Origin of the sequence: Enterococcus sp. 4G2_DIV0659, assembly GCF_002140715.2 — a bacterium.
GTDB lineage: Bacteria > Bacillota > Bacilli > Lactobacillales > Enterococcaceae > Enterococcus_L > Enterococcus_L mansonii.
In genome coordinates, this window is record NZ_NGLE02000001.1 from 641,124 (window position 1) to 657,796 (window position 16,673).

The 16,673-nt window shown below is 37.2% G+C and carries 14 protein-coding genes; 2 read left to right on the plus strand and 12 right to left on the minus strand.

Going from position 1 to position 16,673, the window contains the following annotated elements:
• Window positions 1–10 precede the first annotated feature (10 nt).
• From ilvC to A5880_RS03060, 5 genes are all read right to left on the minus strand, one after another.
• A complete protein-coding gene (gene ilvC, locus A5880_RS03040) occupies window positions 11–1,006 on the minus strand; it encodes a ketol-acid reductoisomerase (protein WP_086331736.1) in 996 nt (331 codons plus the stop codon).
• A 53-nt stretch (window positions 1,007–1,059) separates the two neighbouring features.
• The gene (gene ilvN, locus A5880_RS03045) at window positions 1,060–1,542 is read right to left on the minus strand and encodes an acetolactate synthase small subunit (protein WP_086331737.1); all 483 of its coding nucleotides are present in this window, start codon (window positions 1,540–1,542) and stop codon (window positions 1,060–1,062) included.
• Window position 1,543: 1 nt separating this feature from the next.
• On the minus strand, window positions 1,544–3,238 hold the full coding sequence (ilvB, locus tag A5880_RS03050) for a biosynthetic-type acetolactate synthase large subunit (RefSeq protein WP_086331738.1): 1,695 nt from the start codon (window positions 3,236–3,238) through the stop codon (window positions 1,544–1,546).
• 13 nt (window positions 3,239–3,251) lie between these two features.
• Window positions 3,252–4,943 (minus strand): dihydroxy-acid dehydratase, encoded by a 1,692-nt coding sequence (ilvD, locus tag A5880_RS03055; protein WP_086331739.1) that lies wholly within the window; start codon window positions 4,941–4,943, stop codon window positions 3,252–3,254.
• A gap of 533 nt (window positions 4,944–5,476) precedes the next feature.
• On the minus strand, window positions 5,477–5,995 hold the full coding sequence (locus A5880_RS03060) for a hypothetical protein (protein WP_086331740.1): 519 nt from the start codon (window positions 5,993–5,995) through the stop codon (window positions 5,477–5,479).
• 306 nt (window positions 5,996–6,301) lie between these two features.
• On the opposite strand from A5880_RS03060, the gene clpP reads away from it, so the two are divergent.
• Both clpP and A5880_RS03070 read left to right on the plus strand, forming a co-directional pair.
• Complete coding sequence (gene clpP / locus A5880_RS03065; RefSeq protein WP_086331741.1) at window positions 6,302–6,898, plus strand: ATP-dependent Clp endopeptidase proteolytic subunit ClpP; 597 nt, start codon at window positions 6,302–6,304, stop codon at window positions 6,896–6,898.
• Window positions 6,899–7,003: 105 nt separating this feature from the next.
• Window positions 7,004–7,525 (plus strand): DsbA family protein, encoded by a 522-nt coding sequence (locus tag A5880_RS03070; RefSeq protein WP_086331742.1) that lies wholly within the window; start codon window positions 7,004–7,006, stop codon window positions 7,523–7,525.
• 14 nt (window positions 7,526–7,539) lie between these two features.
• Here A5880_RS03070 and A5880_RS03075 read toward each other — a convergent pair whose 3' ends face one another.
• From A5880_RS03075 to uvrB, 7 genes are all read right to left on the minus strand, one after another.
• Entirely contained in the window at window positions 7,540–7,743 is a 204-nt protein-coding gene (locus tag A5880_RS03075; protein ID WP_086331743.1) for a hypothetical protein, read from the minus strand.
• Window positions 7,744–7,776: 33 nt separating this feature from the next.
• The gene (gene whiA, locus A5880_RS03080) at window positions 7,777–8,712 is read right to left on the minus strand and encodes a DNA-binding protein WhiA (protein ID WP_086331744.1); all 936 of its coding nucleotides are present in this window, start codon (window positions 8,710–8,712) and stop codon (window positions 7,777–7,779) included.
• A gap of 33 nt (window positions 8,713–8,745) precedes the next feature.
• Window positions 8,746–9,744, minus strand: coding sequence for a gluconeogenesis factor YvcK family protein (locus A5880_RS03085; RefSeq protein WP_179190493.1), 999 nt, complete (start codon window positions 9,742–9,744; stop codon window positions 8,746–8,748).
• Entirely contained in the window at window positions 9,741–10,625 is an 885-nt protein-coding gene (gene rapZ / locus A5880_RS03090) for an RNase adapter RapZ (protein WP_086331745.1), read from the minus strand. Before rapZ ends, A5880_RS03085 begins: the two co-directional genes overlap by 4 nt.
• 381 nt (window positions 10,626–11,006) lie before the next feature.
• Entirely contained in the window at window positions 11,007–11,213 is a 207-nt protein-coding gene (locus A5880_RS03095; RefSeq protein ID WP_086331747.1) for a hypothetical protein, read from the minus strand.
• A gap of 447 nt (window positions 11,214–11,660) precedes the next feature.
• Window positions 11,661–14,477 carry an excinuclease ABC subunit UvrA gene (gene uvrA / locus A5880_RS03100; protein ID WP_086331748.1) on the minus strand — a complete coding sequence of 939 codons (2,817 nt, stop codon included), beginning with the start codon at window positions 14,475–14,477 and terminating at the stop codon, window positions 11,661–11,663.
• Between the two features lie 111 nt (window positions 14,478–14,588).
• Window positions 14,589–16,583 (minus strand): excinuclease ABC subunit UvrB, encoded by a 1,995-nt coding sequence (gene uvrB / locus A5880_RS03105; protein ID WP_086331749.1) that lies wholly within the window; start codon window positions 16,581–16,583, stop codon window positions 14,589–14,591.
• Window positions 16,584–16,673 lie beyond the last annotated feature (90 nt).

The following is a 16,673-nucleotide window of genomic DNA, read 5'->3' on the forward strand; positions in this document are numbered from 1 at the left end:
ATTATCTATTTTAGTCTTCTCTTGAAACGAAAGGCATCATTTTACGTAATTCTGCTCCAACTTTTTCAATTGGATGACCAGCATTATCTTTACGCATTTGATTGAATTCTTTAAAGCCGTTTTTGTTATCATCGATAAAGCCTTTCGCAAATTTACCGTTTTGGATATCTGTTAAAACGTCTTTCATATTCGCTTTTGCTTCAGCTGTTACAACTCGAGGACCTGAAACATAATCGCCGTATTCCGCAGTATTTGAGATTGAATTACGCATCTTCTCAAATCCTCCTTCATAAATAAGGTCAACGATCAATTTCAACTCGTGACATACCTCAAAATAAGCTAATTCTGGTTGGTAGCCGGCTTCTGTTAGTGTTTCAAAACCCGCTTCGATCAAGCTTGTCAAGCCTCCACATAATACCGCTTGCTCACCGAACAAATCTGTTTCCGTTTCTTCTTTAAAGGTTGTTTCTAACACACCAACTCGTGTAGCACCAATACCTTTTGCATAAGATAACGCAACATCACTCGCTTTACCAGTTGCATCTTGATAAACCGCAAATAATGCTGGTACGGCAAAGCCTTCTGTAAACGTGCGACGAACCAAGTGTCCTGGTCCTTTAGGAGCAACTAAGAAAACATCCACATCTTTTGGTGGTTCGATTACATCAAAATGAATATTAAAGCCATGTCCAAATGCTAAAGCATTCCCTGCTTCTAAGTTTGGTGCAATCTCTTTGTCATAAAGATCTCCTTGAATTTCATCTGGAGCTAAAATCATGACTACGTCTGCTTTTTTAGATGCTTCTTCAACAGATAATACATCAAATCCATCGTTACGGGCAGCTTCGGCTGATTTTCCTTCACGAATCCCGATAATTACTTGATTGCCATTGTCTCGTAAGTTTTGCGCATGAGCATGACCTTGTGAGCCGTAGCCGATAATTGCGATTGTTTTTCCTTCTAGTTGATTGTTTTCTACTGAGTTATCATAATATACTTTTGCCATTGTAAACCCTCCAAATTTTTTATGCTTATAAGCGTATGCTTTAAAACCTATTTTTAGTTGTTGCCTCTGGTAAATCCAGTAACACCTGTTCGCGCTAGTTGTTTGATTCCGTATGGTGCCACAACGTCTACGAACGCACTGATTTTTTCACTAGTTCCCGTGACTTGGATAACAACTGAGCGTGTGCCTACATCGATCACATTTGCTCTAAATGGATCAATCACTGAAAACAACTCTGCTCGAACAGCAGCAGGTGCATTGACTTTGACTAACGCTAATTCTCGTTCTAGGTGTGGTTCATCCGTAATATCGGATACTTTGATTACATCAATTTGCTTATTTAATTGTTTCGTTACTTGTTCACTTTCATTTAAATCTGCTACTTGAACAACGATAGTAATTCGTGAAACATTCTCTAATTCTGTCGGTCCCACAGAGATGCTGTCGATATTAACCTGTCTCCGTGTTAAAACGCCACTAAATCGATTTAAAACCCCTGAATTATTATTGACCGTTGCTGTAATGATTCGTCTCATTTTAGTCCACCCCCAACATCTGATAGTTGGCTTTGCCCGCTGGAACCATTGGCAATACGTGTTCCGTTGGTGAAACCATGACTTCAATCAACAAAGGTCCTGTTTCTTTAAAAGCTTCTGTTAATTCAGCTTCCACAGTAGCAGGATCATCTATCCTGATGCCTTTAATATAATAAGCTTCTGCCATTTTTACAAAATCTGGCTGAGAGGTAAACACTGATTCTGAACGACGGCCGCTAAAGAAGCTTTCCTGCCATTGGCGAACCATTCCCAATGATTGATTATTTAGAATCACAATCTTGATTGGGATATTGTATTCATTTAAAATAGCTAATTCTTGGTTTGTCATTTGGAAACCACCATCACCGACAAACAGTACGACTTCCTTATCTGGACAACCGAGTTTTGCTCCAATTGCAGCAGGTACACCATAGCCCATCGTTCCAAGTCCCCCACTTGTGACAAGTTGCTTTTCATTTTTGAATGGATAAAATTGAGCCGCCCACATTTGATGCTGCCCAACGTCTGTTGCTACAATCGCTTCACCATTTGTAAGTTCACCGATGAATTCAACCACTTTTTGCGGTTTAATTTCAGCTTTTTGGTCTTTATCATACTTGAATGGGTGTCGTTTTTTTCTTGAAAGATTCAATTTTTTCCATTCTGTACAATCTGCGCATGCTGTATCAAGCTTTAACATTTCTTTCAATGTTTCTTTCGCATCCGCTACAATTGGAATGTGTGTGTCAATTGTTTTTCCGATTTCTGCTGGGTCGATATCAATATGAGCCACAACAGCATTTGGTGCAAATTCCTTTGGCGCACTCGCTAGGCGATCATCAAAACGAGAACCTATATTGATTAAAAAATCACAATCGGTCAATGCCATATTTGCAGCAAAGGAACCATGCATGCCTCCCATTCCCAGAAATAATTCATTCTCAGTCGGAACAGCCCCCAGCCCCAACAACGTACTTAACGCTGGCACTTGGTATTTATTGATGAATGTCACTAGTTCTTTTCCAGCATCCGCATGCAATACACCTGCTCCAACCAGTACCAACGGCTTTTTAGCAACAGCTAAAGCATCCATCAATTTTTTAACTTGTAGTTTATTCGGTTTTAAAGTTGGCTGATAACTTGGTAGATTCAGTCTCACCTCGATATCTGCATCAGCTTCCATAATTGTCATATCTTTTGGTAGGTCGATGACAACAGGACCTTTTCTACCAGTTGTTGCGATATGAAAGGCTTCTTCAATGATTCTTGGTAGTTCCTTTGTTTCTCTAACTTGGTAATTATTTTTAGTAATCGGCATTGTTAGTCCGATGACATCCGCTTCTTGAAATGCATCTTTACCAATACCATCGGTTACTACTTGACCAGTAAACACAACCATCGGAATCGAGTCACTCATTGCATCCGCAATACCAGTGATTGCATTCGTCGCACCTGGTCCGCTGGTTACAATGACTACGCCAGGTTTACCCGTTGCTTTAGCGTAACCTTCTGCTGCATGAACAGCACCTTGTTCATGTCTAGTTAAAATATGGGGAATATCTCCATCATATAATGCGTCGTACAAAGGAAGAACTGCCCCGCCAGGATAACCAAAAATCATTTCTACCTGCTGTTTCAACAATGCATCAATCAAAATCCTTGAGCCGTTTTTCATATTTTTCTGTTGTTCTGTCATGAGCTTCCCTCCTCTAGTCTAATAGGTCTTCTGAAATCTGCATAATTCCTCCTGTATGCGCCGAAGTCACTAATGCCGTGTATCGAGCTAAGTATCCTGTTTTTACTTTTGCTTTGAATTTTGGCAATTGATCATTTCTTTGCGCTAATTCTTCATCCGAAACATGTAATTCTAAGGTTCGGTTGGTTAAATCAATTTCGATTTCATCTCCGTCTTTGATTAATGCAATCGGTCCACCTGCCGCTGCTTCTGGTGAAATATGTCCTACAGCAATCCCACGAGTGGCTCCTGAAAAACGTCCATCTGTAATCAGTGCAACATCTTTACCTAAACCACGACCGACAATACTAGATGTTGGAGCTAGCATCTCCGGCATCCCTGGTCCACCCTTTGGTCCTTCATAACGAATGACAACTACATGCCCTTTTTTAACCGTATGATTATCAATTGCAGCAACCGCTTCGTCATGAGAGCTAAAACAAATTGCTTTTCCTACAAATTTCTTGATGGATGGATCCACACCACCGACTTTAATCACACTCCCTTTTGGAGCAATATTTCCGTAAAGAATGGATAAACCACCAACCGGACTATAAGGATTTTCTTTTGGATGAATGACTTCTTCATTTTTGATTACTGCATCTTGAACATTTTCACGAATGGTTTTTCCAGTAACTGTGATTCTGTCAGGATGAATCGCATCCCCTAAATCAACTAATTCTTTCATAATTGCGGGAACCCCACCTGCTTCATGAACGTCGTGCATTGAATAAGCGGATGAAGGTGCAATTTTAGAAAGATATGGAACACGCTCAGCAATTGCATTCACTTCTTCTAAGTTGTAGTCAATTTCAGCTTCATTAGCAATAGCCAGTGTGTGTAAAACTGTATTGGTTGAGCCCCCCATTGCCATATCCAAAGCAAAGGCATCATCAATAGCTTCTTTTGTAATGATATCTCTAGGTTTGATTTGTTTTTTGACTAAATCCATCAAATGAAAAGCCGATTTTCTAACTAATTCTCTCCGCTCATCCGAAACAGCTAAAATCGTACCATTACCAGGAAGAGCCATCCCTAGTACTTCCATTAAACAGTTCATAGAATTCGCCGTAAACATGCCGGCACAAGAACCGCAAGTTGGACAAGCATTTTGTTCCATAAAATTAAATTCTTCTTCAGTCATCTTGCCTTCTTTAAAGCTGCCAACTGCTTCAAACATTGTAGAAAGGGTTGTCGTATGTCCTCTTGGATCCACACCCGCTTTCATGGGTCCACCTGAACAAAAAATCGCTGGAACATTGGTTCGAACACTTGCCATCAGCATTCCCGGGGTAATTTTATCGCAATTTGGAATATAGAATACACCGTCAAACCAATGGGCATTAATAACGGTTTCAGCTGCATCTGCAATGATTTCTCGACTTGGCAGTGAATAGCGCATCCCGATATGTCCCATAGCAATCCCATCATCGACACCAATCGTATTAAATTCAAATGGAATACCACCTGCTTCACGAATCGCTTCTTTCGCTACATCAGCTAGTTCTCTTAAATGCACGTGACCTGGAACAATATCAATATAAGAATTACATATTGCGATAAACGGTTTGTCCATATCTTTGGCATTTTTCACCTGTCCAGTAGCGTAAAGTAAACTTCTGGCGGGTGCAGCTTCAATTCCTTTTTTTATTTGGTCACTACGCATGTTCATCCACTCCAATTCAGTTGTCTTCAGAAGAAATATTTTTTCACTTCTGCTTCATCTTCTTATTTACTATGCTGTATTCTTTAGAATACTTTCTACAAAAAAAACATCCCATCAAATGAATGGGATGTCTTAGTGAGAATCCCATCTACCAAAGACAAACAGGACTCAAACATCTGCGAAATTTCTCAGTGTTCTAAGTCCTACACGATAAAATAATGACTAATACGTGATTGTTTTCTGTCTTCTTCATGGCAACGGTCTCCTCATTGTATAAAATCTATAAAGATTAAAATAGCATGTGATAAATAAAAGCTTTTGTTAACTATATACCGAATAAATGAGAATGTCAATAAAATTTGATAAAAAGATTCAGAAAATTCCGAAAAACTGTCTTTCCTTTCTTACTTAACGTTCATCAAAGAGACAAAATGAGCAGTTAAGCTTTTTAACAATAAACAAGCTGAATTGAATAAAAACAATCAAAAAAATGACTGCCTCTCAAAACATTGAGTTGCAGCCATTTTTTGTTTTTATGAATCTTTTTGGAAATAATATAAAGGCTTATGTGTTAAACGTTTCATTTGCCTTTTTTTATCTTCAATAATCGAAAGCAACTCTTCTGAGAAACTTTCTAAAATAACTCTTCCACCTTTGTACGTACTTCCCCCCATCGAAATCACTTCATCAGGAGTTAAGATCACTTTTCTATGAGCAATTTTTTTGAAAAATTCTTCTATCAAATAGGTTGGCAAGTAGAAATTATTTTGTGACGAAAATGATTCTAAATAAATAAAATCATCAATACTGATATAACAATCGTCCATCGAAATAAAGTTCACCGACTTATCAACATAGATATCTCTTTTTTGTAAAATCTCACTGATTTTTTTGTTCAGAAGATTCAATGTTTCAATTTCTTTTACAAAGTGCTCAAGCTCACGATAACGTACAGACTTGCGTTGATCGTAAGACACGCGTAATGCGACACCAATAGATACGATAACAGCTCCTATAAAGACGCCTGTCATTCCTGCAATAAAAACAACCATTCAGATTCCCTCACTCTATTCGTTCTTGTTTTTTTTAGTATAACACACTCTTTAACAAGGACAAAAAAATACGAAAAAAAAATCTCTCATTTTTTGCTACTTTTTCTATTGCCTTTCTATTTCTAAACGATTTTCTGATGTTTTGTTTGCAAATAACAATTTGAACATCAACTTCATTTTTTATCTGCAAAAAAGATGTGCGTCAAAGTTGACCTTTGTTGACCAATAAAGTATACTTTTTTTAAGCATTCACGTGTGCTTTGTGATAAAATGATTTGAAGAGCTTTTATATAGGAGGAATATACTATGAATTTAATACCAACAGTCATTGAACAGTCATCTCGTGGAGAAAGAGCATATGATATTTATTCACGTTTATTAAAAGATAGAATTATCATGTTAAGCGGCCCCATTGACGACAATGTAGCCAATTCAGTCATTGCCCAATTATTATTCTTGGATGCACAAGATTCTGAAAAAGATATTTATATCTACATTAACTCACCAGGTGGAAGTGTTTCTGCTGGTTTGGCCATTTTTGATACGATGAACTTTGTTAAAGCAGATGTACAAACAATCGTACTTGGTATGGCGGCTTCTATGGGAAGCTTCTTATTAACCGCTGGTACAAAAGGCAAACGCTTTGCATTGCCGAACGCTGAAATCATGATTCATCAACCACTTGGCGGTGCCCAAGGACAAGCTACTGAAATCGAGATTGCAGCAAAACATATCTTAGATACAAGAGATCGTTTGAATAAAATCTTAGCAGAGCGTACTGGACAACCACTTGAAGTTATTGAACGCGACACAGATCGTGATAACTTTATGACTGCTCAACAAGCAAAAGAATACGGCTTGATTGATGAAGTAATGGAAAATAGTCGTTCATTGAATCAATAGTCCATAGAGCCTAAAGTTTTCTTTGAAAATTTTAGGCATTTTTATTTATTCTTTCCATGAAAAACGATACACTAAAGATAGACGTAACGAAAGGATGGTAATAACATGGATATTTCAATTATTGATGCAACAAAAGTCACAACAAAAAACGGTCTAATGATCGGTGAGGATAGCGCGCCAGTGAAAATAGTAGAATTTATGAACGTTCGCTGCCCGTATTGCAAAAAATGGTTTGAAGAATCATTTGATCTTTTGAATAAATACGTCGAAGAAGGCAAAGTTCAACGAATTATTAAACTTTTCGATAAAGAAAAAGAAAGTTTACAGCGCGGAAATGTCATGCATCATCATATCAATTATGACTTGCCGAAAAAAGCGCTACTTGATATTAAACAAATGTATGCTACACAAGATCAATGGGGGCATCTTTCTTTAGAAGACGTGGCCGTTTTTGCCGAAGATAACCTACAATTGGCTAAAAAAGAGGATCCAGCAATTGTCGAAGCTGTAATTGCTGAAGCAACTGCTGCAAATATTAAATTTGTCCCGACTATTGTGATTGGTGACCATATCTTTGATGAGTCTGTAACAACAGAAGAACTAATCCGTTATATTGAAAATAACTAAAAAAAGAGACAAAGCTACTTTTTTGGCTTTGTCTCTTTTGCTTTAGATAATTGAGTTGACTTTGTTTTTTTCACTTTTGAGGAATCTTCAATTTCTTTTTGCGCGTCTTCATGAAAGCCCAAAATTTTATCCACGTCCTCTTTTCCAAGAAAATTGCCCAAGCCTTCTCCCAGTTGTTTGATTTGTCTCATGATAAAATCTTTATCTTCTACTCCCAACAGGATCACCAACTTTCTGTTATTATCTATAAGCTATGCACTTTTTTCTCTCAATTTATCAGCAAATTCATTGATTTTACGAATGCGATGATTAATTCCCGATTTTGAAATAGCACCTGACGGGATCATTTCACCTAGTTCCTTTAAACTGACTTCTGGATATTCCAAACGTAACTCAGCGATCTCTTGTAATTTTTCCGGCAACGCACCCAATCCAACTACACTTTCGATGTACTGAATATTTTCTATTTGTTTAGATGCGGCATCAATTGTTTTGTTTAGATTGGCTGTTTCACAATTAACTAATCGATTAACCGAATTGCGCATATCACGAACAATTCGTACATCTTCAAATTTCAACATTGAATTAGTCGCACCAATCAAAGTTAGAAAGTCCGCGATACGTTCAGCTCCTTTTAAATAGGAAATAAACCCATTTCGGCGTTCTAATGTTCTGGCATTCAAATCATAATAATTGAGCATCTGGCAAATATCATCATTATGTTCTTCATAGATCGAAAATATTTCTAAATGATAACGGCTCGTCTCTGGATTGTTGACTGAACCTGAAGCCATAAAAGCTCCTCTTAAATAGGATCTCATTTTTTGGGCATTGCCCATAATCTCATCTGATACATGTGTATTGAACATCATGCCATCTAAAATATCTAAATCAGCAAGAATATTTTTGGTGTCTTGCTTTAATCGCACAATATACACATTATTCTTCTTTAACTTCATTTTCTTTCGAACTAATAATTCCGATCGAACATCGTAATGGTCTTTTAAAAGAGAATAGATTCGTCTGGCAATCGCCGCATTTTCTGTTTGAACGTTTAAAACAAATTGCTGATTCACAATGCTTAGTGAACCATTCATTCTAATCAATGCAGCCAACTCTGCTCTAGCATGTTCTCTATGAACCTCTAATGTTGTTAGCTCTTTTTTTACATCTGATGCAAAAGACACTACTTACTACCTCCTTTCTTAATTTTTCATCGTTTAATACCTTGCGCCAAAAACAATCCGAAATAGTTCATCTACTACTTTATCGCCATCGTGGAAAACACCACCATCGCGCAACTTTAAAAAGTCCGTAGAAATCACTCGACACCCTTCATCCCGCAAGGTTTGAAAATCATGTTCTACTTGAACTAAATATTCGTCATACACTTCAGGATCCATATAGCCTTCTGGTACTTTTTCAGTATTAACTAACACAGTATCAACAAACTTACTTTTTAGATGTTCGTGTAAAACACAAACATGATCAGCGTCTGTGAAATGCTCGGTTTCCCCTTTTTGGGTCATAATATTACAAATATAGACAACTTCTCCTCTTGCCTTGATAATAGCATCACCGATTTCACTAATCACTAAATTAGGTAAGATACTCGTAAACATACTTCCTGGTCCTAAAACAATCATATCCGCTTCTTCGATAGCCTTAACAACTTTTCTCGCAGCTTTAGGTTGTTCATCATCATTTGTATTCGTTACAAAAACATGATCAATCGTTTTACGATCAAGTGCAATACTGGATTCTCCAACCGCAACTGTTCCATCTTTAAAAACAGCATGCAACGTCAATGGTCTTTCTGACGAAGGATAAATATGTCCGTCGACATGCATCATTTTTGACAACAATTGGATCGCTTCATATGTGCTGCCACGCATCTCAGAAACTGCCGCAATAATCAAGTTACCGATGGCGTGATTGGCAAAATATTTATCCGATTGATCAAATCGATATTGAAAAATATCTTCATAGAGTTGTGGCATATCTGATAAAGCAACCAACACATTTCTCAAATCACCTGGTGGCGTCATATTCATAGACTCTCGAATCTCACCACTACTTCCTCCATCATCGGCAACTGTCACAACTGCCGTAATATCAGCACTTTGGTTACGCAAGCTTTTTAATATAACTGGCAAACCAGTCCCACCACCAACAACAACAATTTTAGGTTTCCGGATACGGTAAGTCTTCATTTTCATGACCGATTCACCGTCTCTTTACGTTTTCCTTTATCCCGATGAGTGATATTCACATGGTATTCTTGTCCAAGTTCTTTTCCTACCCGTTCTGTCAATGCAACAGAGCGGTGCTGCCCACCAGTACAGCCAATAGCAATTGTCACACTAGATTTCCCTTCTTTTTCATAACCAGGCAGTACATTTTTCAGTAAATCAATAAAGCGCGTGTAAAACGCTTCTGTCTCAGGAAAGCTCATTACATAATCGTAAACAGAAGCATCCTGACCTGTCAAAGGCCGCAACTCTGGAATATAATGTGGATTTGGTAAGAAGCGAACATCCATAACAATATCCGCATCGATTGGTAGACCATATTTAAACCCAAAAGAAATCAATTCAATCCGAAATTCATGCGTATCTCTAGATTTAAATTGTTCATTGATTGTTTCTCTTAGTTGTCTCGGTGACAATTCTGTTGTATCAATAACAACTTGAGCATCTCCTTTGATTTCTTCCAGAATAGCCCGTTCTTTTCTAATGCCTTCTGTAATCAACCCATCCATTGCTAAAGGATGCGCTCGTCTGGTTTCTTTGTAACGAGAAACCAATTCCTCATCTGTCGCATCTAAAAACATAATCGTTGTATCAATCAATTTCGTATTTTCCAATTCCACTAACATATCTTGTATTTCTCTGAAGAATGTACGAGAACGTAGATCAATGACTAGAGCGATTTTCGTTACTTTCCCAGATTCTTTGATTAACTCCCAAAACTTGGGAATCAAGCTTGGCGGCATATTATCAATACAAAAATAGCCCATATCTTCAAAACTTTGAATAGCGACAGTCTTACCTGCTCCGCTCATTCCAGTGATTATAACTAATTGTAGGTTATCAACCATATTTTTCCACTCCCTTAAGAACATTTTATTAATTATAACATTCCGGGCGTATCAAAGAAAGCTTTTCATTTCACTCTGTTGAGTTTCTAACAAATAATGAAATAATTTTAAAAAAATAGATAAAAAAATGGCTGAAACATAACTCTGCGAGTCATATCCCAACCATATGAAAAATCAATAAACGATGGAAATAAAAGCAACTACTACGCTTTACTTCGATCACATTGTTGTAAATCACAAAGAACAAGATAATGCGATAATAATCATAGAAAGAGTCTGGAAAACACGGCGCTTCCTGTACAATCTAAGTGCTAAAGTACTAAACTTTGAAGGCTTCGGAACTAAGGAGTTCAACGCTTTTGCTCCAACCTTAATTGATTTTTAAGCATCTTCAATAACATTCAAATAATCTAAATTCAAAACAGGCTCATCTTCATTGATAAATGGACGATCAGTAGGATGGCATTTAACGACTCTCACTTGGACATCGTCCTCTTTTTTAGAAATGGCTTCTCCTACAAAAAACCATGAAAAATTTGATCCGTGACAAACATAATGCGCACCAATCTTAACTTCTCTCTTTTCCATGAAAATCATCCTTTCATACTTTTTTCATACGTATAGAATATCATGATTTTACTAAAATTATCATTCAACTTGCGTGTATATCCTTTCTTATTTTGACTAATTTTAGATTAAAGTGATTAAAAAACAAATGTTCTGGTTCTTATTATCATTTTTCTCTCATTTTAATTTATTTAAAACCAATAAAACATAGAAAATATTAATAATTATATAAATATAATTATTACAAAAAAGACAACTTCCATATAACTATAGAAGTTGTCTTTTTCTTTTTTGAACGGATCATTTATAGAAGGAAAGATATATACCAATTAAGTTGAACAATATACCTTTCTGAAAGTGATTTTACTTCAAATAACCCGATAAATCAATAGCATTATTTGTTTAAAGAACAACCTTTATTTTTTCTTTAAACTCTCCATTTGTTCTATCCCAATGGAGTAGACCAATTTACAAGACTCGTTTCAAATACTTACCTGTATAACTTTTCTCCACTTTAGCGATTTTTTCTGGTGTGCCCGTTGCAACGATTGTTCCGCCGCCATCTCCACCTTCAGGACCTAAATCGATCACATAGTCAGCGGATTTAATTACGTCTAAGTTATGCTCAATAACCAGTACCGTATTTCCTGATTCCACTAAACGTTCTAACACAAGTAACAAACGAGCAATATCATCTGTATGAAGCCCAGTAGTTGGTTCATCCAATATATAGAAGTTTTTACCATTAGAGTTTTTATGAAGTTCGCTGGCAAGTTTCATTCGTTGCGCTTCTCCTCCTGATAAAGTGGTCGCCGGCTGGCCTAAAGTGACATACCCCAGACCAACATCCACGATTGTTTGCAACTTACGATGAATTTTTGGAATATGTTTAAAAAAGTCTACTGCATCTTCAACAGTTAAATCTAAAATATCAGAAATATTCTTACCTTTGTAATGAACTTCTAGTGTTTCAGAATTGTATCGTTTTCCATGACAAACTTCACACGGAACATAAACGTCAGGTAAAAAGTGCATTTCAATCTTAATGATCCCATCGCCGCGACAAGCTTCACACCGACCACCTTTAACATTAAAACTAAACCGACCTTTTTTATAGCCACGTACTTTTGCTTCGTTCGTTTTGGCAAATAAATCACGAATATCATCAAATACACTAGTATACGTGGCCGGATTGCTTCGCGGCGTACGGCCGATTGGACTTTGATCAATATCAATAACTTTTTCAATGTGTTCATAGCCAGTAATACTTTTATGTTTTCCTGGTTTATTAGAATTACGATTGAGTTTTTGCGCCAAAGCTTTTTTCAAAATCTGATTAACCAATGTACTTTTCCCAGAACCAGAAACACCTGTTACAGCAACAAACTCACCTAATGGAAACTTCACTGTCACGTTTTTCAGATTATTTTCTGTCGCACCAGTCACTTTGATTTCTTTCCCATTTCCTTTGCGACGTTCCTTAGGTACAGGTATCACTTTTTTTCCAGATAGATACTGACCAGTTAATGAGTTAGGATTCTTTGCGACCTCATCTGGTGTCCCAGAAGCAACAATTTCTCCACCTAAATGTCCCGCACCAGGTCCAACATCAATCAGATAATCTGACGCTCGCATCGTATCTTCATCATGTTCAACCACGATCAGTGTATTACCTAAATCTCGCATTTTCTTTAAAGATTCAATCAAGCGGTCATTATCCCGCTGATGTAAGCCGATCGATGGTTCATCTAAAATATACAAAACACCTGATAGGTTTGATCCAATTTGGGTAGCTAACCTAATCCGTTGTGCTTCACCACCAGACAAAGTTCCAGCTGCTCGACTTAGTGTTAAATAATCCAGTCCAACATTTTTTAAAAAGTTCAATCGGTCTTCGACTTCTTTTAAGATTGGTTTAGCAATTATTTGTTCTTGTTCAGATAATTTAACCGTTTCAAAAAATTGAACCGCATTTTTAATGGCAAGCTCACTTACTTGACCAATATTCGTATTATCGATTTTGACTGACAAAGCTTGAGGATTCAAACGGTACCCTTTACAGGTTTGACAGGTTAATTCAGTCATGTACAAACGCATTTGTTCACGTGTAAAGTCGCTATTGGTTTCGTGGTAACGACGTTTAATGTTAGTTAAAACACCTTCAAATGGAACTTCTACATCACGAATACCGCCAAAATCATTTTCATAATGGAAGTGGAATACTTCACCATCTGAGCCATTTAAAATAATCTCTTGATGCTCTTCAGGCAACTCACTAAACGGCGTATCCATATCAATATTAAAACTGTCTGCCGCTTGTTCTAGCATTTGAGGATAATATTGAGAGCTAATCGGATTCCACGGTGCGATTGCTCCTTCACGCAACGTTTTAGTTGGATCTGGAATGACTAAATCACGATCAACTTCTAGTTTTATACCTAAGCCATCACAATCAGGACAGGCGCCAAATGGGGCATTAAAAGAAAACAATCTTGGTTCTAATTCTCCAACAGTAAATCCACAATACGGACAAGCATAGTGCTCACTAAAAAGCATCTCTTCTCCGTCAATCACATCAACTAACGCATATCCATCAGCCAAACGTAATGCCGCTTCAAATGAATCAAATAAACGAGAACGGATTCCTTCTTTAACAACAATTCTATCAATAACGATCGCAATATCATGTTTTTTGTTTTTTTCAAGTTCAGGTGCTTCACTAACATCATAGGTTTCACCATTAACACGCATACGAACGTAACCTTCACGTTGAATCATTTCAAAGATTTTTTTATGCTGGCCTTTTTTCTTCACAATTACAGGAGCTAACACTTGGATTTTGGTTTTTTCTGGCAGTTCTAATACTTTGTCTACCATTTGTTCAACGGATTGACTAGTGATTTCAGTGCCATCGTTAGGACAGATTGGATGACCAACGCGAGCAAATAACAGTCTTAGATAATCGTTAATTTCTGTTACTGTTCCAACTGTTGATCGCGGATTTTTACTTGTTGTTTTTTGATCGATTGAAATCGCTGGACTCAATCCATCGATACTGTCGACATCTGGTTTGTCCATTTGCCCTAAAAACTGTCTAGCATACGCCGAAAGACTTTCCACATAACGACGTTGTCCTTCAGCGTACAATGTATCAAAGGCTAGGGAGCTTTTCCCTGAACCAGATAATCCAGTCACTACAACCATTTTGTCACGAGGAATCGTAACATCAATGTTTTTTAAATTATGAGCGCGTGCGCCATGAATGACGATTTTATCATTTGCCATTACTTCTCTCCTTTTGCTTGTTGATCCGACCTTCAATTCTTAGTGCTTTAGCACTTGAAGAATATTAAGATCGAAACTAACCTTACTTCTATCAAATATCAAAGCTATTTTTTAATCCGCTGCTTTCAATTCCAGAATCGTATCTCTTAATGTTGCTGCGGTTTCAAAATCTAATGCCTTAGCCGCATCTTTCATCTCTTTTTCTAGTTTCATCAATAAATCAGCTTTTTCTTGACGAGTTAGTTCGTGATAAGATTTATCGATTTTAAATGGTTCTCCTTTTTCGTCCGTCTTGGTAATGGAGATCAACTCACGAATTTCTTTAATAATGGTTTTCGGTACGATACCATGCTCTTCATTATATTTTTCTTGGATTGAGCGACGGCGCGCTGTTTCATCGATTGCTTTTTGCATGGAATCGGTTATTTTGTCTGCATACATGATGACTCTTCCGTCTGCGTTTCGGGCAGCTCGTCCAATTGTTTGGATCAATGAACGTTCACTTCTTAAGAAGCCTTCTTTATCTGCATCTAAAATCGCAATCAATGACACTTCAGGAACATCCAGACCTTCACGAAGTAAATTGATTCCAATTAATACATCAAACTCCCCTAATCGTAGATCACGAATAATTTCCGTACGCTCCAACGTTTTGATATCACTATGGAGATACTTCACTTTAATTCCCAATTCTTTCAAGTAATCCGTTAAATCTTCTGACATTTTCTTGGTCAGTGTTGTAATAAATACACGCTGATTTTTTTCGACACGCTCATGAATTTCACCAACTAAATCATCAATTTGTCCCATAATTGGACGAACTTCGATCAATGGATCTAACAGCCCTGTAGGACGAATAATTTGGGGAATCACTGTATCTGTTTGTTCATACTCATATGGACCTGGTGTTGCAGAAACGTAAACAACTTGATGCACATGCTTTTCAAATTCTTCTAAACGTAATGGTCTGTTGTCTAACGCACTAGGCAAACGGAAACCATAATCAACTAACATCTGTTTTCTAGCTCGGTCACCATTATACATACCGCGAACTTGAGGCATGGTTACATGGGATTCATCAATCACCAGTAAAAAATCATCTGGAAAGAAATCGATCAAGGTATATGGCGGTTCCCCTTCTGAACGACCATCCATATGGCGAGAGTAATTTTCGATACCAGATGTATACCCCATCTCTCTCATCATCTCAATATCATAATTCGTTCGTTGCTCTAAACGTTGTGCTTCTAATAGTTTATTCTCACTACGTAAAACTTTTAACCGCTCATCCAATTCTTGTTGAATCTGAGAAATGGCGTGTTCCATATGATCTTCATTGGTTACAAAGTGGGTTGCTGGAAAAATGGCCACATGTTCGGTTTCCCCGATAACTTCTCCTGTTAATGCGTCAACTTCACGAATCCGCTCAATTTCATCGCCAAAAAATTCAACTCTTAAAGCATGTTCATCTCTTGAGGCAGGAAAAATTTCAACAACATCTCCTCGCACCCGAAAACGACCGCGCTGAAAATCAATATCGTTTCGTTCAAATTGAATATTAACTAAATCGGTTAATAACTGGCTGCGATCCATTTCCATCCCAACACGAATGGAAACAACTTGTTCACTATACTCTTTTGGGTCACCTAAACCAAAAATACATGAAACAGAAGCAACTACGATTACATCATTTCTTTCTAATAATGAACTAGTCGCAGAATGTCGCAATTTATCAATTTCGTCATTGATGCTAGCATCTTTTTCTATATATGTATCACTAGAGGGAACATAGGCTTCTGGTTGATAATAGTCATAATAACTAACAAAATACTCGACCGCATTATTAGGAAAGAATTCTTTAAATTCTCCATAAAGCTGTCCAGCTAATGTTTTATTATGAGCAATGACCAATGTCGGCTTATTGACTTCTGTAATGACATTGGAAATCGTAAAAGTTTTTCCTGTTCCAGTCGCACCGAGTAAAATTTGGGCTTTTTCGCCACCTTCGACACCTTCAACTAATTTTTTGATGGCTTCTGGTTGATCTCCATCTGGCTTATATTTTGATACTAAGTCAAATGTATTGGAGGTCTCTCTTTCTATCATTTATTCTCCTCCTCTTAATTTTTACTTAAGCGAAACTTCTGTCATTATTTTACCATACCGAACATATTTTCGCTAGTTTTAGAATAAAAT